Source organism: Pseudomonas sp. FW305-28 (assembly GCF_017351395.1).
GTDB classification, from domain to species: domain Bacteria; phylum Pseudomonadota; class Gammaproteobacteria; order Pseudomonadales; family Pseudomonadaceae; genus Aquipseudomonas; species Aquipseudomonas fluorescens_AA.
The window spans coordinates 1-21,189 of record NZ_JACNDD010000071.1 but is presented as its reverse complement, the minus strand read 5'-3'; the positions used below and the strand labels follow the sequence as shown (position 1 = coordinate 21,189).

Annotated in this window: 20 protein-coding genes and 1 pseudogene; 8 read left to right on the top strand and 13 right to left on the bottom strand. The window is 61.7% G+C overall.

From position 1 onward, the window contains the following. Positions 1 to 300 precede the first annotated feature (300 nt). A complete protein-coding gene (locus tag J4E53_RS17475) occupies positions 301 to 1,776 on the top strand; it encodes an inorganic phosphate transporter (protein ID WP_060738827.1) in 1,476 nt (491 codons plus the stop codon). Positions 1,777 to 2,032: 256 nt separating this feature from the next. On the opposite strand, the gene ccoM is transcribed toward J4E53_RS17475, so the two are convergent. The 3 genes from ccoM to J4E53_RS17465 form a co-directional block, all read right to left on the bottom strand. Beyond that, positions 2,033 to 2,149, bottom strand: a complete 117-nt coding sequence (gene ccoM / locus J4E53_RS30905; RefSeq protein ID WP_025212288.1) for a cytochrome c oxidase subunit CcoM — start codon at positions 2,147 to 2,149, stop codon at positions 2,033 to 2,035. 144 nt (positions 2,150 to 2,293) lie between these two features. Further along, on the bottom strand, positions 2,294 to 2,455 hold the full coding sequence (locus tag J4E53_RS17470; RefSeq protein WP_003184513.1) for a hypothetical protein: 162 nt from the start codon (positions 2,453 to 2,455) through the stop codon (positions 2,294 to 2,296). 94 nt (positions 2,456 to 2,549) lie between these two features. Continuing rightward, complete coding sequence (locus J4E53_RS17465) at positions 2,550 to 2,891, bottom strand: aspartate-semialdehyde dehydrogenase (protein WP_103309403.1); 342 nt, start codon at positions 2,889 to 2,891, stop codon at positions 2,550 to 2,552. Between the two features lie 230 nt (positions 2,892 to 3,121). Between J4E53_RS17465 and rapA the strand changes: the two genes are divergently transcribed. Further along, positions 3,122 to 5,968 (top strand): RNA polymerase-associated protein RapA, encoded by a 2,847-nt coding sequence (gene rapA / locus J4E53_RS17460; protein WP_060738829.1) that lies wholly within the window; start codon positions 3,122 to 3,124, stop codon positions 5,966 to 5,968. A 143-nt stretch (positions 5,969 to 6,111) separates the two neighbouring features. Here the strand turns inward: rapA and J4E53_RS17455 are convergent, their stop codons facing one another. The 4 genes from J4E53_RS17455 to J4E53_RS17440 form a co-directional block, all read right to left on the bottom strand. Next, on the bottom strand, positions 6,112 to 6,954 hold the full coding sequence (locus J4E53_RS17455; protein ID WP_103309402.1) for a cache domain-containing protein: 843 nt from the start codon (positions 6,952 to 6,954) through the stop codon (positions 6,112 to 6,114). 238 nt (positions 6,955 to 7,192) lie between these two features. Next, positions 7,193 to 8,068: an ATPase gene (locus J4E53_RS17450; RefSeq protein ID WP_103309400.1), complete on the bottom strand. Its 876-nt coding sequence runs from the start codon at positions 8,066 to 8,068 to the stop codon at positions 7,193 to 7,195. A gap of 106 nt (positions 8,069 to 8,174) precedes the next feature. Continuing rightward, complete coding sequence (locus J4E53_RS17445; protein WP_060738832.1) at positions 8,175 to 9,167, bottom strand: NAD(P)-dependent oxidoreductase; 993 nt, start codon at positions 9,165 to 9,167, stop codon at positions 8,175 to 8,177. Between the two features lie 42 nt (positions 9,168 to 9,209). After that, positions 9,210 to 10,118 carry a LysR family transcriptional regulator ArgP gene (locus J4E53_RS17440; protein ID WP_060738833.1) on the bottom strand — a complete coding sequence of 303 codons (909 nt, stop codon included), beginning with the start codon at positions 10,116 to 10,118 and terminating at the stop codon, positions 9,210 to 9,212. 98 nt (positions 10,119 to 10,216) lie between these two features. Between J4E53_RS17440 and J4E53_RS17435 the strand changes: the two genes are divergently transcribed. The 4 genes from J4E53_RS17435 to J4E53_RS17420 all read left to right on the top strand — a co-directional run bounded on the left by J4E53_RS17435 (position 10,217) and on the right by J4E53_RS17420 (position 15,539). Further along, positions 10,217 to 10,819 carry a LysE/ArgO family amino acid transporter gene (locus tag J4E53_RS17435; protein ID WP_092203858.1) on the top strand — a complete coding sequence of 201 codons (603 nt, stop codon included), beginning with the start codon at positions 10,217 to 10,219 and terminating at the stop codon, positions 10,817 to 10,819. A 175-nt stretch (positions 10,820 to 10,994) separates the two neighbouring features. Next, positions 10,995 to 11,591, top strand: a complete 597-nt coding sequence (locus tag J4E53_RS17430; protein WP_060738835.1) for a superoxide dismutase — start codon at positions 10,995 to 10,997, stop codon at positions 11,589 to 11,591. 295 nt (positions 11,592 to 11,886) lie between these two features. Beyond that, positions 11,887 to 13,938 (top strand): bifunctional diguanylate cyclase/phosphodiesterase, encoded by a 2,052-nt coding sequence (locus tag J4E53_RS17425; RefSeq protein WP_060738836.1) that lies wholly within the window; start codon positions 11,887 to 11,889, stop codon positions 13,936 to 13,938. Positions 13,939 to 14,195: 257 nt separating this feature from the next. Beyond that, entirely contained in the window at positions 14,196 to 15,539 is a 1,344-nt protein-coding gene (locus tag J4E53_RS17420; protein ID WP_103309398.1) for an imelysin family protein, read from the top strand. Between the two features lie 156 nt (positions 15,540 to 15,695). Here the strand turns inward: J4E53_RS17420 and J4E53_RS17415 are convergent, their stop codons facing one another. The 4 genes and pseudogenes from J4E53_RS17415 to J4E53_RS17400 form a co-directional block, all read right to left on the bottom strand. Continuing rightward, positions 15,696 to 16,934, bottom strand: coding sequence for an RNA polymerase sigma factor (locus tag J4E53_RS17415; protein ID WP_060738838.1), 1,239 nt, complete (start codon positions 16,932 to 16,934; stop codon positions 15,696 to 15,698). Then, positions 16,934 to 17,023 (bottom strand): annotated as a pseudogene (locus tag J4E53_RS17410) (polyketide cyclase); the annotation flags it as partial. The gene J4E53_RS17415 and the pseudogene J4E53_RS17410, both read right to left, overlap by 1 nt. Before the next feature lie 75 nt (positions 17,024 to 17,098). Next, on the bottom strand, positions 17,099 to 17,443 hold the full coding sequence (locus J4E53_RS17405) for a YciI family protein (RefSeq protein WP_060738839.1): 345 nt from the start codon (positions 17,441 to 17,443) through the stop codon (positions 17,099 to 17,101). Between the two features lie 67 nt (positions 17,444 to 17,510). Further along, entirely contained in the window at positions 17,511 to 17,945 is a 435-nt protein-coding gene (locus J4E53_RS17400) for a nuclear transport factor 2 family protein (RefSeq protein ID WP_060738840.1), read from the bottom strand. A gap of 140 nt (positions 17,946 to 18,085) precedes the next feature. On the opposite strand from J4E53_RS17400, the gene J4E53_RS17395 reads away from it, so the two are divergent. Beyond that, positions 18,086 to 18,571, top strand: coding sequence for a GNAT family N-acetyltransferase (locus J4E53_RS17395; protein ID WP_060738841.1), 486 nt, complete (start codon positions 18,086 to 18,088; stop codon positions 18,569 to 18,571). A 134-nt stretch (positions 18,572 to 18,705) separates the two neighbouring features. Here the strand turns inward: J4E53_RS17395 and J4E53_RS17390 are convergent, their stop codons facing one another. After that, the gene (locus tag J4E53_RS17390) at positions 18,706 to 19,194 is read right to left on the bottom strand and encodes a GyrI-like domain-containing protein (RefSeq protein WP_060738842.1); all 489 of its coding nucleotides are present in this window, start codon (positions 19,192 to 19,194) and stop codon (positions 18,706 to 18,708) included. 80 nt (positions 19,195 to 19,274) lie between these two features. Continuing rightward, positions 19,275 to 19,937 carry a LysE family translocator gene (locus J4E53_RS17385; protein ID WP_060738843.1) on the bottom strand — a complete coding sequence of 221 codons (663 nt, stop codon included), beginning with the start codon at positions 19,935 to 19,937 and terminating at the stop codon, positions 19,275 to 19,277. Positions 19,938 to 20,145: 208 nt separating this feature from the next. Between J4E53_RS17385 and alaC the strand changes: the two genes are divergently transcribed. Next, the coding region (gene alaC / locus J4E53_RS17380; protein ID WP_207268163.1) for an alanine transaminase at positions 20,146 to 21,189 on the top strand (1,044 nt) is incomplete at its 3' end.

The following is a 21,189-nucleotide window of genomic DNA, read 5'->3' as shown; positions in this document are numbered from 1 at the left end:
CGCCCGCCATGAGCGGGCCGCCATCCGCTCTCCGTCCGACAATCGGGAAGGGTCATGGCCGACCTCCTTTTCAGATATTTCATACAATTTCTCGAGGCGTCCTACGGTTGACGGCGATCCTGGCCGGATGCGCTTTGCGCCCCTGAATCAAGGGGTTACGTACCCCTTGGAAAACCTCGCGCTTGAGGCTTTCCTACAAATTATTTCGTTGAAGAATGTTACCGATGAGCAGGCAGTGCATCGATTACCGAGGTTTTCTGGCATAATCGCGCCCCCTTACGACCGGGTCAGAAAACCTTCATGATCGATTTATTCAGCGGACTGGATGCTTGGGTGCTTGTGAGCCTCTTGCTCGCCCTGGCTTTTGTCCTCGCCTTCGAGTTCATCAACGGCTTTCATGACACCGCTAACGCGGTTGCCACTGTTATCTACACCAAGGCTATGCCGCCTCACCTGGCGGTGTTCTTTTCCGGTGTGTTCAATTTCCTCGGTGTGCTGCTGGGCGGCGTGGGGGTGGCGTACGCCATCGTTCACCTGCTGCCCGTGGAGCTGCTGATCAATGTGAACACCGGACACGGGCTGGCCATGGTGTTTTCGCTGCTCGCAGCGGCCATTACCTGGAACCTGGGCACCTGGTACTTCGGTATCCCGGCATCCAGTTCCCACACGTTGATCGGTTCGATCCTCGGCGTAGGCCTGGCCAACGCGCTGATCAACGATATCCCGTTGGCCGATGGGGTGAACTGGCAGAAGGCGATCGATATCGGCGCCTCCCTGGTGTTCTCGCCCATGGCCGGTTTCCTGATCGCCGCCCTGGTGCTGATCGGCCTGAAATGGTGGCGCCCGCTGTCGAAGATGCACAAGACACCGGAACAGCGCCGCCAGATCGACGACAAGAAGCACCCGCCGTTCTGGAATCGCCTGGTCCTGGTGATCTCGGCCATGGCCGTCAGCTTTGTCCACGGTTCCAACGATGGCCAGAAAGGTATCGGCCTGATCATGCTGGTGCTGATCGGTATCGTGCCGGCGCAGTTCGTACTCGACCTGGGCAGCACCACCTACCAGATCGAACGGACCCGAGACGCGACGCTGCACCTGAGCCAGTTCTACCAACGCAACAACGAGTCCCTGGGTGAATTCCTGGCGCTGGGCAAAAGTGTGGAAGGCGATCTGCCGGAGAAATTCCGCTGCAACCCGCAACAGACCGAACCGACCATCAATGCCCTGCTCGACACGCTCAAAGGCGTGGCGGACTACCATTCGCTGCCGTCGGAACGACGCATCGAGGTTCGTCGCTACCTGCTTTGCCTGGACGACACGGCGAAGAAGGTCGGCAAGTTGCCGGGCCTGGCCGCTCGTGAGAAAGACGACCTGAACAAGCTGCGCAAGGACCTGACCGCCACCACCGAGTACGCTCCGTTCTGGGTGATCCTGGCGGTCGCCCTGGCGCTGGGCCTGGGCACCATGATCGGCTGGAAGCGTGTAGTGCTGACCATCGGCGAGAAGATCGGCAAGCAAGGCATGACCTACGCCCAGGGCATGTCGGCGCAGATCACCACGGCGTGCATGATCGGCGCGGCGAACATCTTCAGCCTGCCGGTTTCCACCACCCACGTCCTGTCCTCGGGCGTGGCCGGCACCATGGTCGCCAACAAGAGCGGCCTGCAAGGTGGCACCGTGCGCAACATCCTGCTGGCCTGGGTGCTGACCCTGCCGGCGACGGTGGCCCTGTCGGCCGGGCTGTTCTGGCTGGCATCCAAGGCCCTGGGCAGCTGACTCCTGCGGCTGACAAAAAAGGTGCGACCCTTGCGGTTCGCACCTTTTTTTATGCCCAAAACACCCACCCCATGTGGGAGCGAGCTTGCTCGCGATAGCGTCAGGTCAGTCCATATCAATGGCGGCTGGAGCGCCGCTATCGCGAGCAAGCTCGCTCCCACAATGGTTTTGTGTGGAACTGGGAAAATTTGCCCCAAAAAAAAGGGCGACCGAAGTCGCCCAAAATGCCTTGCGTGCTCGTTGTAGCTGGAAAGACCTACGGTTTTTTCCGCTTGTGTGCGTCTTTCCAGATGAATAATCCGAAACCTGCGAAAAACACGAACATGAGGCCGACCGTCAACACCCCGGCAAACACCACATTATCGAAAAACATGACTGGCCTCCTGGTCTTGCCCCTGTTGCGATGGGTTCAAGGTAACCAATCAGGCCTGGATGAAAATTGACCGGGGTCAATAACGCCCGCGACGGGGCGCAAAGGTGGGGAAATAACTGATCTGCATCAATGGATCGAGGGGGTTCAGCGCTTTTTCGGTTTGTTTTTCGGCTTTTTCTTGGGCTTACCCAACGGCATGGCCTGCTCGAAAGCCTGGCGGACTTCATTGAGGCGTTTTTCGTTGAGGTCGTGAACGCGCTTGGCGCGCTCGGCACTGAGGTCGATCAGCTTGTCGTCTTGGCTCATGGCGTGTGGGCATCGTGCAGTGAATTGCGGATGCGCCCATGATGCGGGCTGTTGGCGGCGTTGACCAGCCTGTGCGTGCAGGCAGGCGCCTGGATCAGATCTGGATATCGACCCACAGGCCCTGGCGCGTCTCGTCGTCTATCAGCGGCACCACTGGCACGGTGTTGTCGGCGTTGAGCTCGGTACCCGGTACGGCGAGGTGTACTTCTGGGTCTTCATCGGCCTCGCGGCGACGACGGTTGCGTTCCTGCTGGCGTCGCTGCTCCTCGCGCAGCAGCAGCGCGGTCTCTTCCGGGTCGCGTTTTTGCAGGTCAATGGTGCTTTCGTTGGAGCTTTGCTGCACCGGGACCACGGGCGGTATGTCCGGTCGCTGGCGAACCGGATCCTGTTGAGCGGTGATGGGTACAGCGCTCAAAGGGAGCATGGGTGGCAACATAAAGTTCTCCTGTCTTCAGGTTGTCGGCGGTTAAAGTGGCAGCTTGAACCGCCGGTCCGAAACTTGTGACCCAGTTGGCAATTGCACCGTTCACCAGGGCCGAGCTTGTTTGATCGCTGGGCAAGCGTAAGTTCCGTGCCGTTGGTAATGAATCAGCGTACGTAAATCCTTTGGTCTGAAGGATCCTTCCGTTAAGATAACCGGCTTTTTCAAGGCGGGAGTCAGGCAGCATGGCGCAGCAGTATCAACCGGGGCAACGCTGGATCAGTGACAGCGAAGCCGAGCTGGGTTTAGGCACCGTTCTGGCACAGGACGGCCGCTTGTTGACCGTGCTCTATCCGGCCACTGGCGACACTCGCCAGTACGCGCTACGGAATGCGCCCCTCACCCGTGTACGGTTTTCGCCGGGCGATGTGATCACTCACTTCGAAGGCTGGAAAATGACCGTGCGCGAGGTCGATGACGTCGATGGCCTGCTGGTCTACCACGGCCTCAACGGGCAGAACGAAGTCGTCACCCTGCCCGAGACTCAACTGTCGAACTTCATCCAGTTCCGCCTGGCCAGCGACCGTTTGTTCGCCGGGCAGATCGACCCGCTGGCCTGGTTCTCCCTGCGCTACCACACCCTGGAACACACCAGTCGCCAGTTGCAATCTTCGCTTTGGGGCCTGGGCGGCGTACGTGCCCAGCCCATTGCCCACCAACTGCACATTGCCCGTGAAGTGGCCGACCGCATTGCGCCGCGGGTGTTGCTGGCCGACGAAGTGGGCCTGGGCAAGACCATCGAGGCCGGCCTGGTCATCCACCGTCAGTTGCTGTCCGGCCGCGCCAACCGCATCCTGATCCTGGTCCCGGAAAACCTCCAGCATCAATGGCTGGTGGAAATGCGCCGGCGCTTCAACCTGCAGGTCGCGCTGTTCGACGAAGAACGCTTCATCGAAAGCGACGCCAGCAACCCGTTCGAAGACACTCAACTGGCCTTGGTGGCGTTGGAGTGGCTGGTGGACGATGAGAAGGCCCAGGACGCGCTGTTCGCCGCCGGCTGGGACCTGATGGTGGTCGACGAGGCCCATCACCTGGTGTGGCACGAAGACCAGGTCAGCCCGCAATACGCCCTGGTCGAGCAGCTGGCCGAAACCATCCCAGGCGTGCTACTACTCACCGCGACCCCGGAACAGCTGGGCCAGGACAGCCACTTCGCCCGCCTGCGCCTGCTGGACCCGAACCGCTTCCATGACCTCAAGGCCTTCCGCGCCGAGAGCGAAAACTATCGCCCGGTGGCCGAAGCCGTGCAGGAGCTGCTGGACAAAGGCCGCCTCTCGCCCGAAGCCCACAAGACCATCCAGGGTTTCCTGGGGAACGAAGGCGAAGCCTTGCTGACCGCCGTCAATGATGGCGATGTCGAAGCCAGCGCCCGCCTGGTGCGCGAACTGCTGGACCGTCACGGCACTGGCCGCGTGCTGTTCCGCAACACCCGCGCCGCTGTGCAGGGCTTCCCCGAGCGCAAGCTGCACGCCTACCCGTTGCCTTGCCCGGACGAATACCTCGAATTGCCGTTGGGCGATCACGCCGAGTTGTACCCGGAAGTCAGCTTCCAGGCCCAGCCGGACGCCAGCGAAGAAGAACGCTGGTGGCGTTTCGACCCGCGGGTCGAGTGGCTGATCGACACCCTGAAGATGCTCAAGCGCACCAAGGTGCTGGTGATCTGTGCCCACGCCGAAACGGCCATGGACCTGGAAGATGCCTTGCGCGTGCGCTCCGGCATCCCGGCCACGGTGTTCCACGAAGGCATGAACATCCTGGAGCGTGACCGTGCGGCGGCCTATTTCGCCGACGAAGAGTTTGGCGCCCAAGTGCTGATCTGCTCGGAAATCGGCAGTGAAGGCCGCAACTTCCAGTTCGCCCATCACCTGGTGCTGTTCGATCTGCCGGCGCACCCGGACCTGCTGGAGCAGCGTATCGGCCGCCTGGACCGGATCGGCCAGAAGCACACCATCGAGCTGCATGTGCCTTACCTGGAAACCAGCCCGCAAGCGCGGCTGTTCCAGTGGTATCACGAAGCCCTGAATGCCTTCCTCAACACCTGCCCGACCGGCAACGCCTTGCAGCACCAGTTCGGCCCGCGCCTGCTGCCCTTGCTGGAAGAAGCCGACGATGGCCAGTGGCAAGCGCTGATCGACGAGGCCCGTGCCGAACGCGAGCGCCTGGAAGCCGAGCTGCACACCGGTCGCGACCGTTTGCTGGAGCTCAACTCCGGCGGTGCCGGTGAAGGCGATGCGCTGGTGGAGGCCATTCTCGAGCAGGACGACCAGTTTGCCCTGCCGATCTATATGGAAACCCTGTTCGACGCCTTTGGTATCGACAGCGAGGACCATTCGGAAAACGCGCTGATCCTCAAGCCGAGCGAAAAAATGCTCGACGCCAGCTTCCCCCTGGGCGACGACGAAGGCGTGACCATCACCTACGACCGCAACCAGGCGCTGTCGCGCGAAGACATGCAGTTCATCACCTGGGAGCACCCGATGGTGCAAGGCGGCATGGACCTGGTGCTGTCCGGCTCCATGGGCAACACCGCGGTGGCGCTGATCAAGAACAAGGCCCTCAAGCCCGGCACCGTGTTGCTGGAGCTGCTCTACGTCAGTGAAGTGGTCGCCCCGCGCTCGCTGCAACTGGGCCGCTACCTGCCGCCGGCCGCCCTGCGCTGCCTGCTGGACGCCAACGGCAACGACCTGGCCGCCCGGGTCTCGTTCGAAACCCTGAACGACCAACTCGAAAGCGTGCCCCGCGCCAGCGCCAACAAGTTCATCCAGGCCCAGCGCGACCAGCTCACGCCACGGATCAACGCTGGCGAAGAGAAGATCGCCCCGCGCCACGCCGAACGCGTGGCCGAGGCCCAGCGTCGCCTGGCCGCCGATACCGACGAGGAACTGGCCCGCCTGACCGCCCTGCAAGCGGTCAACCCGACCGTGCGCGACAGCGAGCTGGTGGCCCTGCGCCAACAGCGCGAGCAAGGCTTGGCGATGCTTGAGAAGGCGGCGTTGCGCCTGGAGGCGATTCGGGTGCTGGTGGCGGGCTGATTGCCGCCGTCTGAAGGCTGTTGGGATTCACCTGTGGCGAGGGAGCTTGCTCCCGCTGGGTTGCGTAGCAGCCCCCTTTTTTGGGGAGCGCTGCGCACTCCAGCGGGAGCAAGCTCCCTCGCCACAATGTCCAGCGCCTCGCATCAAGGACTGTAATACCCCACCGCCACCAGGAAATGCCCGACCTTCTTCAGGTACGCGTGTTTATCCTCGACCTTGCCGGTCACCGGATTCTTCCAGCGGTACTCGTACTCTCCCTCGCCCTGTTTCCCGATCAACGCCAGGATCGGCTCGCCCACCGGTTTGCCATCCGGGTCCTTGACCTTGGCGAAGTCGGTATTGATCAAGCGCAAATTGGTGCCATGGCCGACATAGCGCCGGGTATCGAGGTCGACGACAAAGACATACAAGTCATCCTGCAGGTAACCGCCCTTGAGGGAGTTGACCGCCGTCAGCGTGGCCTTCTCGTTTTTCAGCAGATCATCCGAAGCCTTGTCCAGCAACGCCCTGGCCTGTTCGGCGGAAGCCCGGGGCAGGTAGTAGCCGACAGCCAGGATTCGCTCGCCGACACGCTGGAAATACACATGCTTGCGCTCGACCTTGCCGTCCGCCCAGTTCTGCCAGCGGTACTCGGCTTGCTGGATGCCACTGGCCTCGGGGGTTTTCAAGGCGTCCTTGAAGGCTTTGCGCAAATCCGGCCCCAGCACGTCGGACACGTCCCGCCCGATCAACGCCTGGGACGGCCCGCCGCTGGCGAGCATCACACCCTGGGTATCCACCACGAACACGTAGCGATCCTTGTCGACGAATTCCCCTTGGCGACTGAACGCGGCAAAGGCTTTGTCGCCGTTGTCGTGGTAATAGGCCAAGGCCTTCTCCAGCAGCGCCCGGGCCGCCTGGCCATCGTCCGCCGTGGCCGCCTGGGCCTGAGCCAGCCCCAGCATGAGCATTGCACCCAGCCAGGCCATCCTGTGAAAAAAACCCATGCGTGCGCCCCTCGTTCTTGTTGGTGTTTCAAGAGCGTAGACGGCGTGGGGTGATGTTGGAGTATTCAGGGGATTGCTGGGGAGCCTGGTGAGTCAGTGGGTATTGATATTGACTGACAGGATGTCATCGCGAGCAAGCTCGCTCCCACATTGGAGGGTGCTGACCCTGTGGGAGCGAGCTTGCTCGCGATAGCGGCGGCACATTCAGAAATGATGCGCACTGGCGCGCACAAACGGCTTATTGAGCCCCAGCGCGGAGTTGCTGCTGCAAGTTCTGGATCTGCGCCTGCAAGGTGTTGATGTTACGGGTGACCTGACCGCGGAAGGCGTCGAACTCGGCCGTGTTGCCGCCCTTGTCCTGCTGGCTCTTGAGCACGATCACGTCCTGTTCCAGGCGGTCGATGGCAGAGTTTGAGGTGGCTCTTTTCAGGGCGGTGATGTCAGCACCGATGCTCTTGAGCTGGGCATCCAAGGCACCACCCTCGCCCTGGCTCTTCAGGGCGGTCACTTCAGCCACCAGCGCCTTGACCTGGGCCTGGAGTTCCTTGTTGGACGCTTGCAACTGCGTGTTGGTGTTCTGCTGTTCCGAGGCCTGGGCGATGAGTTGGGCCAGTTCCTTGTCCAGGTCGGCAGAGGGGCCGAACGTGGCCTGCTGTAGTTTGTACTGCTCCTGCAGCTTGCCGTCGAACTGCCGCCCCTGTTCCTGCAGCTTGGTGTCCAACTGTTTGATCTGCAGCTTCAAGGCTTCACTGTCGCTCATGACGTTGGACTGCCCGGCGACCACCTTGCCGGAAATGTCCTGCAAGCGCCCCGCCGCATCCTCACTGATCCGGGCGAAGCTTTCCTGGGTCGCCACCAACTGCTGCTCCATCAGGGAAATCTGCTGGAAGCTCCACCAGGCCAGGAAACCGAATGCACACAGCAGCGCGCCGACCAACGCCCACAGCGGCCCGGTGCTGGCCCCCTTGACCTTGGCCGCGGCAACGGGCGCCGGGCGCGCTTGCACGTGGGGCTGGCGGCTGGGCATGAAATCATCGTCATCGGGAATGTCGGCCCGCATCCGCAGGCTCGGTACATCATCGAAGTCGTCGTTGGCATCGTTACGCATGGGCATGGTTCGACCTTTGGGAAACCGATAATGGCTTGATGCGGCGAGTATAACCCTCTCGCCCGCCGCACCGATTGACCCCGAACCTGGCACTCGGTTCATGATGGGCCGATCAGCGGGCTGTTTGGACACCCCACCAGGCGCAAAATTCATCGAGGGCGGTCCACAGGCTGACCTGCGGATCGTAATCGAGATAATGCCGGGCGCGACTGATATCCAGGGTGAAATTTTTGTTCATGACCTGCATGCCCAGGCGCGACAGCGTCGGTTCGGGGCGGCCCGGCCACAATTTGCAGACACCTTCATTCAGGGCCGCGACGCTGTAAGCCAGACCGTAGGAACGATAACGTCGGACCTGTGGGACTTCCATCTGGCGCATCACATAATTGACCACATCCCACAGCGGAACCGGTGCGCCGTTGCTGATGTTGTAGGCCTTGCCCAAGGCTGAATCGGTGGCCAACAGGCTGCTGAGCAACGCTTCGTTGAGGTTCTGCACACTGGTGAAGTCCACTTTGTTCAACCCGTTGCCGACAATGGCCAGTCGGCCCTTGCGCTGCATTTTCAGCAGGCGCGGGAAAATGCTCATGTCACCGGCGCCGGTCACGAAACGCGGGCGCAGGGCCAGCACTTCGAGGCCGAACTCCTGGGCGCCGAAGACTTTCTGCTCGGCCAGGTACTTGGTGGCGGCGTAAGGGTGCTTGAAGCGCTTGGGCACCTGTTCTTCGGTCAACCCGAGGTGGTCACGGCCGTCGAAGTAAATGGACGGCGAGGACAGATGAACCAGGCGGCGCACCTTCTGCTTGAGACAGGCTTCGACAACATTTTCCGTGACTTGGACATTGCCCTGGTGGAAATCCTGATAGCGGCCCCACAGCCCCACGGAGCCAGCGCAATGCACCACGGCCTCGACATCCAGGCACAGGTCGCGGGCCAGCAGAGGGTCGTTCAGATCGCCTTGGACGAACTGCGCACCACGACGCACCAGGTGTTCCACGCTCTCGGCCCGGCGACCGGTGACCCGTACATCCAGGCCCTGCTCCAGGGCGAAACGCGCAAAGCGCCCGCCAATGAAGCCGCTCGCGCCGGTGACCAAAATCTTCATGCATGCTCCTAAAAATCAGATTCGAGCTACAAGCCACAAGCTTCAAGCCAAGCGCTTTTCACTTACCGCTTGCAGCGTGCTGCTTGCCGCTGCGATCAATCGCTCAGTCAATAAGCCGAGCAACTGCCCACCATTGCGCCAATGATGCCAGTACAGCGGCACATCGATCGGTTTATCTGCCAACAATTCCACCAGCACGCCTCGTTCCAGCTGTTCGCGCACTTGCAGCTCTGGCACCAGCCCCCAGCCCAACCCCACCTCGGCAAGACGGATGAAACCTTCGGACGAGGGACATAAATGATGCTCGAAACCGCCCTCCACGCCCACGGACGCAAGGTAGCGATGCTGCAGGAAATCATCCGGGCCAAACACCAATGCCGGCGTACGAGCCAGTTGATCGGCCCGCACGCCGTCGGGAAAGTGCCGGGCGATGAAGGCCGGGCTGGCCAACGCCCGGTAACGCATCGCCCCCAACAACACGCTGCGAGCCCCCGCCACCGGGCGTTCGCTGGCGCAGACACAGGCCGCCACTTCACCGGCGCGCATGCGTTTGAGGCCCACGGTCTGGTCTTCTACCACCAGGTCGAGCAACAGGTGATGGTCGGCGCAGAAATCTCCCACGGCAGCGGCCCACCAGGTTGCCAGGCTGTCGGCGTTCAAGGCGATGCGCAGACGCTCCGGCAGCCCCTCTTCATCCAGCGCCGGCACCAGGCTCTGCAGGTCGCGCTCGAGCAGCCGCACCTGTTGCACGTGGTTGAGCAACCGACGGCCGATTTCCGTGGGCGCTGGCGGTGTGGCACGCACCAGAACGGGCTGACCGACACGCGCCTCCAGCAACTTGATCCGTTGGGAAATGGCCGATTGCGACAAACCCAGCACTTGGGCCGCGCGCTCGAAACCGGCCTGCTCGACCACGGCAGCCAGGGCAGAAAGCAATTTGTAATCGAACATCAGTTTCTCTAATGAGCAATCAGCAATATTGGTTTTTCTTATACAGCTCGCCACAGGAGAATGGCCAGCAATTCATCAACTGACCGGGGGATAAAACGATGTGGCAAAGCTATGTGAACGGGCTCTTGGTGGCGCTCGGGCTGATCATGGCCATCGGCGCCCAGAACGCATTCGTGCTGGCCCAGAGCCTGCGCCGCGAGCACCACTTGCCGGTCGCGGCGCTGTGCATCGCCTGCGACGCCCTGTTGGTCGCCGCCGGAGTGTTCGGCTTGGCGACCTTGCTGGCCCAGAGTCCGTTGTTGCTGTCGATTGCCCGCTGGGGCGGCGCGGCGTTCCTGCTCTGGTACGGCAGTCTGGCCTTGCGCCGGGCCTGTTCGAAGCAGAGCCTGCAACAGGGTGAGAACCAGGCTGTGCGCTCGCTGCGGGCAGTGTTGCTCAGCGCGCTGGCGGTGACGCTGCTCAACCCCCACGTCTACCTCGACACCGTGCTGCTGATCGGTTCCCTCGGGGCCCAGCAGAGCGTGCCCGGCGCCTATGTGGTGGGCGCGGCCAGTGCCTCGCTGCTGTGGTTCCTCACCCTGGCCATCGGCGCCGCATGGCTGGCTCCCTGGTTGGCCCGTCCAAGCACCTGGCGGATCCTGGACCTGTTGGTGGCGGTGATGATGTTTACCGTGGCGATGCAATTGATTGTCGCCGGCTGATTATTCCAAACCGCTCTGGAACCTCTATTCCACACAGTTGTTGCGTGGTTATGCCGCACCCCCGGTGCTATGATCCGACTCCTGCGCCGCAAAGAGTACAAACTCCCCGGCGCTAGTCTGGCCGCCCGTGATCGGCCTTGCGCTCACCGCAACTGACCTGATTAGGAGAATCACCATGGCTTTCGAATTGCCGCCGCTGCCCTATCCACACGACGCACTGGCGCCACACATTTCCAAAGAAACTCTGGAATACCACCACGACAAGCACCACAACACCTACGTCGTGAACCTGAACAACCTGGTGCCTGGCACCGAGTTCGAAGGCAAGACCCTGGAAGAAATCGTCAAGACTTCCTCGGGCGGTATCTTCAACAACGCCGCTCAGGTCTGGAACCACACCTTCTACTGGAACTGCCTGGCGCCAAACGCCGGCGGTCAACCAACCGGCGCCCTGGCTGAAGCCATCAACAAGGCATTCGGTTCGTTCGACAAGTTCAAGGAAGAATTCAGCAAGACCTCCATCGGCACCTTCGGTTCCGGCTGGGGCTGGCTGGTGAAAAAGGCTGACGGTTCCCTGGCCCTGGCCAGCACCATCGGTGCCGGCAACCCGCTGACCAGCGGCGACACCCCGCTGCTGACCTGCGACGTGTGGGAACACGCCTACTACATTGACTACCGCAACGTTCGTCCGAAATACGTCGAAGCGTTCTGGAACCTGGTCAACTGGAAATTCGTCGCCGAGCAGTTCGAAGGCAAAGCCTTTACTGCCTAAGCTCGATGCCAGACAAAGGAAACCCGGCGCCGTGCCGGGTTTTTTTTTGCGCGACAAAATTGATCGCCAGGCAAATACCTCGTGTCTGGAATCCAAGAAAAAATCCCGACGGGCCTCAAGTTGCGGTGCCTTTCAACCGACACAATGGTCGTAGAGCAATCACTCTGGAAAGAACGTATATCGGTCAGGTTTCAAGCGAAAACCCTTGTGTTTGATTGTCCCTTTGACTGACATCACAGGATTGCCAATACTCATGGCAACTTGACGCTACCCGCACGGAACAAGGAACCACTCTTTGAAGCTGGAACTCAAGAACAGCTTGTCTGTGAAGTTGCTCCGGGTCGTGCTCCTTTCGGCATTGATCGTTGGCATGGTCTTGAGCTGCGCCCAGATCGTGTTCGATGCCTACAAAACCAACCAGGCCGTCGCCAGTGACGCCCAGCGTATCCTCGACATGTTCCGCGATCCATCGACCCAGGCCGTCTACAGCCTGGACCGGGAAATGGGCATGCAAGTGATCGAAGGCCTGTTCCAGGACGAAGCCGTGCGCATGGCCTCCATCGGCCATCCCCGCGAAACCATGCTCGCCGAAAAAACCCGCCCCTTGCAGCACTCCGAAAGCCGCTGGCTGACCGACCTGATCCTGGGCAAGGAGCGCACCTTCACCACGCAGCTGGTGGGACGTGGCCCCTACAGCGAATATTACGGCGACCTGAGCATTACCCTCGACACGGCCACCTACGGCGAAGGTTTCATCGTCAGCTCGGTGATCATCTTCATCTCCGGGATGCTGCGGGCCCTGGCCATGGGCCTGGTGCTGTACCTGGTCTATCACTGGCTGCTGACCAAGCCGTTGTCGCGGATCATCGAACACCTGACCGAAATCAACCCCGATCGCCCCAGTGCGCACAAGATCCCGCAGTTGCGCGGCCACGAGCAAAACGAACTGGGCCTGTGGATCAACACGGCCAACCAACTGCTCGAATCCATCGAGCGCAACACGCACCTGCGCCACGAAGCGGAAAACAGCCTGCTGCGAATGGCCCAGTACGACTTTCTCACCGGGCTGCCCAACCGTCAGCAACTTCAACAGCAACTGGACAAGATCCTGGTGGACGCCGGACGCCTGCAACGTCGGGTGGCGGTGTTGTGTGTAGGGCTGGATGATTTCAAGGGCATCAACGAACAGTTCAGCTATCAGACCGGCGATCAGTTGCTGCTGGCCCTGGCCGATCGCCTGCGGGCCCACAGTGGGCGGCTCGGCGCACTGGCGCGGCTGGGGGGCGACCAGTTCGCCCTGGTCCAGGCCGACATCGAACAGCCTTACGAGGCCGCCGAACTGGCCCAGAGCATCCTCGATGACCTGGAAGCACCGTTCGCCATCGACGATCAGCAAATCCGCCTGCGGGCCACCATCGGCATCACCCTCTTCCCCGAAGACGGCGACAGCACCGAGAAACTGTTGCAGAAAGCCGAGCAGACCATGACCCTGGCCAAGAGCCGCTCGCGCAATCGCTATCAGTTCTACATTGCCAGCGTCGACAGCGAGATGCGCCGCCGTCGCGAACTGGAAAAAGACCTGCGCGAGGCCCTGGCCCGCGAGCAGTTCACCCTGGTGTACCAGCCACAGATCAGCTACCGCGACCTGCGGGTGGTGGGCACTGAAGCCCTGATCCGCTGGCACCATCCCGAGCACGGCCTGGTGCCGCCCGACCTGTTCATTCCCCTGGCCGAGCAGAACGGCACCATCATCGCCATCGGTGAATGGGTGCTGGACCAGGCGTGCAGGCAATTGCGCGAATGGCACGACCAGGGTTTCCTCGACCTGCGCATGGCGGTCAATCTGTCGACAGTGCAATTGCACCACGCCGAACTGCCACGGGTGGTGAACAATCTCCTGCAGATGTACCGGCTGCCGCCGCGCAGCCTGGAGCTGGAAGTCACCGAGACCGGCCTGATGGAAGACATCACCACCGCGGCCCAGCATTTGCTGAGCCTGCGTCGCTCCGGGGCGCTGATTGCCATCGATGACTTCGGCACCGGCTACTCGTCCCTGAGCTACCTCAAGAGCCTGCCGCTGGACAAGATCAAGATCGACAAGAGCTTCGTCCAGGACCTGCTCGACGACGAAGACGACGCAACCATCGTCCGGGCCATCATCCAATTGGGCAAGAGCCTGGGGATGCAGGTCATTGCCGAGGGCGTCGAGACGGTCGAGCAGGAAGCCTACATCATCGCCGAGGGCTGCCACGAAGGTCAGGGCTACTACTACAGCAAGCCGCTACCGGCGCGGGAATTGGGCCTTTACCTGAAGCAGGCCGAGCGCAGCAAGGTGTCCATCCTCTGATTCCTCTCTTCTGCCACGTTCCTGCAGGAGCGGGCGAAGCCTGCGATCCTTTGATTTTCGCCTGGGACTCAATCGGCAGGGGAAAGATCGCAGCCTCGCTTCGCTCGGCAGCTCCTACAGACGCTGCCGATCCCTTCATTAAATAAGAAATATTTACAACCATAACCCTTTACACATAATGCAAATCTTTCGCATTATGTCGCAGTTTTGCGCACCCTCGCGCCTGTCCCATCCATCACCGAAGCAGGATGTTCGCCATGATTCGTATGCCCCTGGCTACCGCCAGTCTGCTGGCCATCGCTATTTCCCTCGCCGGTTGCGGCGAAGGCAAAGACAAGGCCGCCGCGCCGCAAGCGCCAACGCCGGCCGCCAGCACCTCGGCACCGGTCGCCCCTGCTGCTGCCGGCAAAGTCGACGAAGCCGCCGCCAAGGCCGTTGTCGCGCACTATGCCGACATCGTCTATGCCGTCTACAGCGATGCCGAATCCACTGCGAAGACCCTGCAAACCGCCGTCGACGCGTTCCTGGCCAAGCCGAACGCCGATACCTTGAAAGCCGCCAAGGCTGCCTGGGTCGCCGCACGCGTACCGTACCTGCAAAGCGAAGTGTTCCGCTTCGGCAACACCATCATCGACGACTGGGAAGGCCAGGTGAACGCCTGGCCCCTGGACGAAGGCCTGATCGACTACGTCGACAAATCCTACGAGCACGCCTTGGGTAACCCGGGCGCCACCGCCAACATCATCGCCAATACCGAAGTCCAGGTTGGCGAAGACAAGGTCGACGTCAAGGACATCACCCCGGAAAAACTCGCCAGCCTGAACGAGCTGGGTGGTTCCGAGGCCAACGTCGCCACCGGCTACCACGCCATCGAATTCCTGCTGTGGGGCCAGGACCTCAACGGCACCGGCCCGGGCGCCGGCAATCGCCCCGCTTCGGATTACCTGGAAGGCGCCGGTGCCACTGGCGGCCACAACGACCGTCGTCGTGCCTACCTCAAGTCCGTGACCCAACTGCTGGTCAATGACCTGCAGGAAATGGTCGGCAACTGGAAGCCGAACGTGGCCGACAACTACCGCGCCACCCTGGAAGCCGAGCCGGCCGAAAGTGGCCTGCGCAAGATGCTGTTCGGCATGGGCAGCCTGTCCCTGGGTGAACTGGCGGGCGAGCGCATGAAGGTGTCCCTGGAAGCCAACTCGCCGGAAGACGAGCAGGATTGCTTCAGCGACAACACCCACAACTCGCACTTCTACGATGCCAAGGGCGTGCGTAACGTGTACCTGGGCGAATACACCCGGGTCGACGGCACCAAGATGGCCGGCGCCAGCCTGTCGTCCCTGGTCGCCAAGGCCGACCCGGCCGCGGACACCGCGCTCAAGGCCGACCTGGCCGACACCGAAGCCAAGATCCAGGTCATGGTCGATCACGCCAACAAGGGTGAGCACTACGACCAGTTGATCGCCGCCGGCAACACTGCCGGTAACCAGATCGTGCGCGACGCCATCGCCGCACTGGTCAAGCAGACCGGTTCGATCGAACAGGCTGCGGGCAAACTGGGCATCAGCGACCTGAACCCGGATAACGCTGATCACGAGTTCTGATCAACGCCGGCTGGCTGCGGGTCAACGCAGCCAGCCAAGCCACAAAACCTGTGGGAGCGAGCTTGCTCGCGATAGGGGTCTATCAGTCGATATTGATGTTGGCTGGTCTACCGCTATCGCGAGCAAGCTCGCTCCCACAAGGGGCGTCACTGTGGTTCATGGCTGCAACCCGGCAAGCCGCCCTTCGATAAACCGCCGTTCCGGCAGTTGCTGCGTCAGTTCGAGCGCGCGGCGGTACGCCGCCCTCGCCTCGTCCAATCGTCCCAGTTGACGACAGAATTCCGCCTGCGCCGAATAGGCCAGGTGATAGTCGAGTAATTCCCCACGCTCCAGGATCGCCTCGACCAGGCGCAAGCCGACTTCCGGTCCGTCACGCTTGGCCAGGGCGGCGGCGCGGTTGAGTTCGATCACCGGCGACGGCACGGCCCGCAGCAGCACATCATAAAGCCCGACGATCTGCGGCCAATCGGTCTGCTCAGCCGTCGGCGCTTCGGCATGCACCGCCGCAATCGCCGCTTGCAGGCAGTACGGCCCGAACCGTCGGGTTTTCAGCGCGGCTTCCACCAACGCACAGCCCTCGGCGATCAGCTCGGCATCCCATAAGGATCGCACCTGCTCATCCAGCAGAATCAGTTCACCGGTCGACGACGTTCGCGCCGGGCGCCGGGATTCGTGCAGCAGCATCAACGCCAGCAACCCCATGACCTCGGCCTCGGGCAGCAACTCCATCAGCAGACGCCCGAGACGGATGGCTTCGCGCGTCAGGTCTTCGCGAGTCAGCTCGGCGCCCATCGAGGCCGAATACCCTTCGTTGAACACCAGGTAGATCACCCGCAGAACGCTGTCCAGCCGCTCCGGCAGTTCCGCGCGGGACGGCACCTGATAGGGGATCCTGGCATCGCGGATTTTCGCCTTGGCCCGCACGATGCGCTGGGCAATGGCCGCCGGGGCGGCGAGGAACGCCCGGGCGATTTGTTCGGTGGTCAGGTCGCAGACTTCCCGCAGCGTCAGGGGCACCTGGGCATCCGCCGCCAGGGCCGGGTGGCAACAGGTAAAAATCAGCCGCAGGCGATCGTCTTCCACGTCTTCGTCACTCCACGGATCCTGCTCCAGCGCTTCGAGTTGAGCGATCAACATCGGTTGGGACGCGGCGAAACGCGCGCGCCGGCGCAAACTGTCGATGGCCTTGAAGCGCCCGGCAGACACCAGCCAGGCCCGTGGGTTGTCCGGCACACCGTCGCGCTGCCAACGCTCGACCGCAATGAAAAAGGCCTCGTGCAAAGCCTCTTCCGCCAGATCGAAGTCACCCAGCAGGCGAATCAGCGTCGCCAGGATCCGCCGCGAGTCTTGCCGATAAACCTGCTCGACCCGCGCCTTGACCGTTTCGACCGACATCAGTCGGGCATGCCTTGGGTAACCAGTGTCTCAAGCCGGCCCTGGCCCCAACCCTCAGGGAAACCCATGGCATCGTGTGCCTGGCGATCGATTGCCCGGCTGATGGATAACGCGTAAGGGGCAGCAGTGAGGTTCATGAATGAAATCCTGTTTGTGATTGTTGTTCAGGGGTTCAGTTGGCGTACCGGTCGCACTTCAACGCAACCGACCCGGGCCGCCGGGATATTGCCGGCGACCTGGATGGCTTCGTTGAGGTCCTTGGCGTCGATCAGGTAGAAGCCCGCCAGTTGCTCCTTGGTTTCGGCGAACGGGCCGTCGGTGATCGACAGCTTGCCGCCACGCATGCGCACCGTGGTGGCGGTCTGTACCGACTCCAGGGCTTCGGCGGCCAGCATGCGCCCACTGCCCTGGATCGATTCGGCATAGGCCATGCACTCGGCGTCCTCCGGGCTGTCGGGCGAGTTGTGCAGCGTCTGTTCGTTGCTATACACCAGGCATAGGTACTTCATGGAAGGCTCCGTGTTCGGACTGATCAACTATGGACGGCAGAATGACGCTCGGCGAAAAAACCGACGATCAGGGTTGCAGGTCGAACAGCGCCGTCCCGGCCATCGGGTCGAACGGAGCGGACCAATGTTCATGGACGATCCGCCATTGTCCGGCTACACGCTGGTAGCAGGCCGTCACACGCATCCAGCAGGCCTGCTCCTCGCCTTTTTCGTTGGTGCCGCCGCAATAGGCCAGCCAGTGGGCAAAGGCGATGTTGTCGGCCGGGGTAATCTTGACCTGATGAAAGTCGAACTTGTGCGGGCCGGGGCACATTTCCATACAGGCTTGCCAATGGGCCCGGTAAGCGGTCTTGCCCTTGAATTGCAGGGCCTGGATGGCATCGAACGAGACAATGCTCTCGTCATAGAGCGCCATGACTTTTTCGACGTCCTTAGCCATGACGGCTTGGCGGTAGGTGTCGATCAAGGCCTGGATCTGGGTTTCAGTGGCTTGGGTATTCATGGTGATTCTCCGCAGTTTTTTGTTGAAGACACCCTTTGTCGTTTGGAGAAACAGCGAATCGACAATCCAACAAAAATAATTCAAAGAGAAAATTCGCTAGAATCCAAGTCCTATTCTGCCGGCACACATTGGACGTTTCTGTGACCGCTCGACTCGTCCCCTACGAAGACCTGACCGCGCTGCAACGTGAACAGGTCAGCGCCATCGAACTCCACCCCGAACAGATCAAGTTCGCCGGCGATATTCATGGCGCCCTGCACATGCTGCTGTCCCGGCCCGGCCCGGGGGTCAAAGGCTTTGCGCTATTGGCTGGGGACGTGCCAGTGGCCTTCCTGCTGCTCAAGCGCCCGCCGGTACTGCCGGCCTGGGCCAACGAGCACAGCGCCACCCTGCATGCCTTGCAAGTCGACCACCGGGCCCAAGGCAAAGGGTATGGCAAGGCCTGCCTGCAGGCGCTGCCCGCCGTGGCACGAGCCGCCTGGCCGGACATCCACGGATTGGAGCTCTCGGTCGATCCCGATAACGTCTCGGCCATTGGCCTGTACGCCCGCCTGGGCTGGGTCGACAGTGGCGAAGCCTACAAGGGCCGCATCGGGTATGAGCGGCGGATGGGGTTGGTGTTCTGACAAACAGAATCAACGATCGATAGGCGCCGAATGTGGGAGCGAGCTTGCTCGCGATAGCGGTGTTTCAGTCAACATCAAAGCGGCTGACCTGACGCTCTCGCGAGCAGGCTCGCTCCCACAGGGGACTGCGCCGATCAGCTTGGCTTGAGCGGGATCCAGATCTCCAGGGTGCCTTGGCCGGTCCTGGGGTTGAAGTCTTCGCTGTAGCGCTCGAATTCAGGCTGACCCGCCGCTTCGTAACCGGAATGGGGCAGCCACTCTTTCCAGATGTATTGGAACGTATCCGGCAGCTTTTTCAATGGCCCTTTGTGTTCGAAGACCGCGTAATGGCCTGGCTGGATTTCGATCCAGCGGTATTGCTCCGGCAAATCGTCGAGCCGGCTGATTTCCACGCCGGCGATGTATTCGAACCCACCCTTCCCGTCCGGGTTGCAACACACACCGTAGGTCACTTCATCTTTCTGCCCTGGCACCTTGCCGAGCCAGGGCAGGAACTTTTCCCAGAGCAAAGGGATGTCTTGGGCGGTGTCCTGGGTAAACCGAGCACCAAAGCCGGCGATGAGCTGAAAACGTCCCTGTTCAAAGCGTGGCACGGCTGTGTAATCGCGTTCGGGCTTTTCCATGCGGCAACACTCCAGCAAAACGTGAAGTCGGGCTTGGCAGTATAGAAGCCAAACCGTGATTGCCAGGGCCGTTTCGCTTGTCAGATGCCAGGCAGGGCCGCGGTGACGGCGCTTCCTACAAACTCGTTGTAGCCAGAAACAATCACGTACACCGCGAAATAGCAGAAGATCGCGGCGGATGCCCAATAGGAATAACGCAACAATTTATCCCCCAACAGTTTGCCACCCTGGGTCGCCGCCAGGCACAAAGCCGCGCACCACAGCAGCCCGGCGCAGAGAAAACCACTGAGAAACAGCGCCGAGCTGAGCAAGGTTCCGCCGCCCGAACGGGCGATCAGCGTACCGCCCACCGCCGCGAACCAGAGGATGGCACTGGGCGATGACATGGCCAGGAAAATCCCGCGCAAGAACTCCTGGCGCGAAGAGTTGCCCTGCACTTCTCCGGCCTCGGCCAATACCGCGCTGTGATAGATCGCCGAGTGGATCATCTTGGCCGCGAAGTACAGCAACAGCACCGAGCCGCCGACCCACAGCACCCAGCGCACCGCTTCGTATTGCAGCAACACGGTCATGCCGGCCAAGGCCAGGACGGCATAGATCAGATCGCCCACGCAGGTGCCCAGGCCCAAGGCGAACCCCTGGAAATAGCCGCGCTGCATCGCCAGGGTGATCATCGCGATATTGGCCACGCCAATGTCCAGGCACAGCGAAAGGCTCAGCAGGAAGCCGCTGGAAAATTCCATCATTCGTTCCATCAGGATTGGGTGAGACAGGTTCAACAAGCCGCTGCGACCATCGATGGCGCCGCGGCCAGGGCGACAGTGTCGTCGAAAATAGTTCGCCGCGGCTACTGGACAATCCAACATCCGCCCGATTATCTTGCGCCGCAGGCCACCGCAGTGGCCAACGTCGCTCGGACGGTTCCGGGCGCTCACGTATCTCGAGGCAACAATGGCCGAACAAGGTTCGCCGCGCCGCTTTGCGCGCATTGATCGACTCCCCCCGTATGTATTCAATATCACTGCCGAGCTGAAGATGGCTGCGCGTCGGCGCGGCGAAGACATCATCGACTTGAGCATGGGTAATCCCGACGGCGCCACGCCTCCACACATCGTGGAAAAACTGGTCACCGTCGCCCAGCGTGAAGACACCCACGGTTATTCCACCTCCAAAGGCATCCCGCGCCTGCGCCGCGCCATTTCGCGCTGGTACAAGGACCGCTATGAGGTGGACATCGACCCGGAAACCGAAGCCATCGTCACCATCGGTTCCAAGGAAGGCCTGGCCCACCTGATGCTGGCCACCCTGGACCAGGGCGACACGGTGCTGGTGCCCAACCCCAGCTATCCGATCCACATCTACGGCGCGGTGATCGCCGGCGCCCAGGTGCGCTCGGTGCCGTTGGTGCCTGGAGTGGATTTCTTCGACGAACTGGAGCGGGCCATTCGCGGCTCGATCCCCAAGCCGAAGATGATGATCCTCGGCTTTCCGTCCAACCCCACCGCCCAGTGCGTGGAGCTGGACTTCTTCGAGCGGGTCATCGCCCTGGCCAAGCAGTACGACGTGCTGGTGATCCACGACCTGGCCTACGCCGACATCGTCTATGACGGCTGGAAAGCCCCGTCGATCATGCAAGTGCCGGGCGCGAAAGACATCGCGGTGGAGTTCTTCACCCTGTCCAAGAGCTACAACATGGCCGGCTGGCGCATCGGGTTCATGGTGGGCAACCCGGAACTGGTCAACGCCCTGGCGCGGATCAAGAGCTACCACGACTACGGCACCTTCACGCCGCTGCAAGTGGCCGCCATCGCCGCCCTCGAAGGCGACCAGCAATGCGTGCGCGACATCGCCGAGCAGTACCGCCAGCGCCGCAACGTGCTGGTCAAGGGCCTGCATGAGCTGGGCTGGATGGTAGAGAACCCGAAGGCATCGATGTACGTCTGGGCCAAGATTCCCGAGGCCTATGCGCACCTGGGCTCGCTGGAGTTCGCCAAG

Coding starts and splice junctions, on each gene's coding strand:
- J4E53_RS17400 (WP_060738840.1), bottom strand. CDS start 17,945: ATGAATACCCAAGCCACTGAAACCCAGATCCAGGCCTTGATCGACACC.
- J4E53_RS17465 (WP_103309403.1), bottom strand. CDS start 2,891: ATGTTGCCACCCATGCTCCCTTTGAGCGCTGTACCCATCACCGCTCAA.
- J4E53_RS17390 (WP_060738842.1), bottom strand. CDS start 19,194: ATGGAAAAGCCCGAACGCGATTACACAGCCGTGCCACGCTTTGAACAG.
- J4E53_RS17435 (WP_092203858.1), top strand. CDS start 10,217: ATGTGGCAAAGCTATGTGAACGGGCTCTTGGTGGCGCTCGGGCTGATC.
- J4E53_RS17470 (WP_003184513.1), bottom strand. CDS start 2,455: ATGAGCCAAGACGACAAGCTGATCGACCTCAGTGCCGAGCGCGCCAAG.
- J4E53_RS17455 (WP_103309402.1), bottom strand. CDS start 6,954: ATGGGTTTTTTTCACAGGATGGCCTGGCTGGGTGCAATGCTCATGCTG.
- J4E53_RS17445 (WP_060738832.1), bottom strand. CDS start 9,167: ATGAAGATTTTGGTCACCGGCGCGAGCGGCTTCATTGGCGGGCGCTTT.
- J4E53_RS17440 (WP_060738833.1), bottom strand. CDS start 10,118: ATGTTCGATTACAAATTGCTTTCTGCCCTGGCTGCCGTGGTCGAGCAG.
- J4E53_RS17415 (WP_060738838.1), bottom strand. CDS start 16,934: ATGTCGGTCGAAACGGTCAAGGCGCGGGTCGAGCAGGTTTATCGGCAA.
- J4E53_RS17475 (WP_060738827.1), top strand. CDS start 301: ATGATCGATTTATTCAGCGGACTGGATGCTTGGGTGCTTGTGAGCCTC.
- J4E53_RS17385 (WP_060738843.1), bottom strand. CDS start 19,937: ATGGAATTTTCCAGCGGCTTCCTGCTGAGCCTTTCGCTGTGCCTGGAC.
- J4E53_RS17405 (WP_060738839.1), bottom strand. CDS start 17,443: ATGAAGTACCTATGCCTGGTGTATAGCAACGAACAGACGCTGCACAAC.
- rapA (WP_060738829.1), top strand. CDS start 3,122: ATGGCGCAGCAGTATCAACCGGGGCAACGCTGGATCAGTGACAGCGAA.
- J4E53_RS17420 (WP_103309398.1), top strand. CDS start 14,196: ATGATTCGTATGCCCCTGGCTACCGCCAGTCTGCTGGCCATCGCTATT.
- J4E53_RS17430 (WP_060738835.1), top strand. CDS start 10,995: ATGGCTTTCGAATTGCCGCCGCTGCCCTATCCACACGACGCACTGGCG.
- ccoM (WP_025212288.1), bottom strand. CDS start 2,149: ATGTTTTTCGATAATGTGGTGTTTGCCGGGGTGTTGACGGTCGGCCTC.
- J4E53_RS17450 (WP_103309400.1), bottom strand. CDS start 8,068: ATGCCCATGCGTAACGATGCCAACGACGACTTCGATGATGTACCGAGC.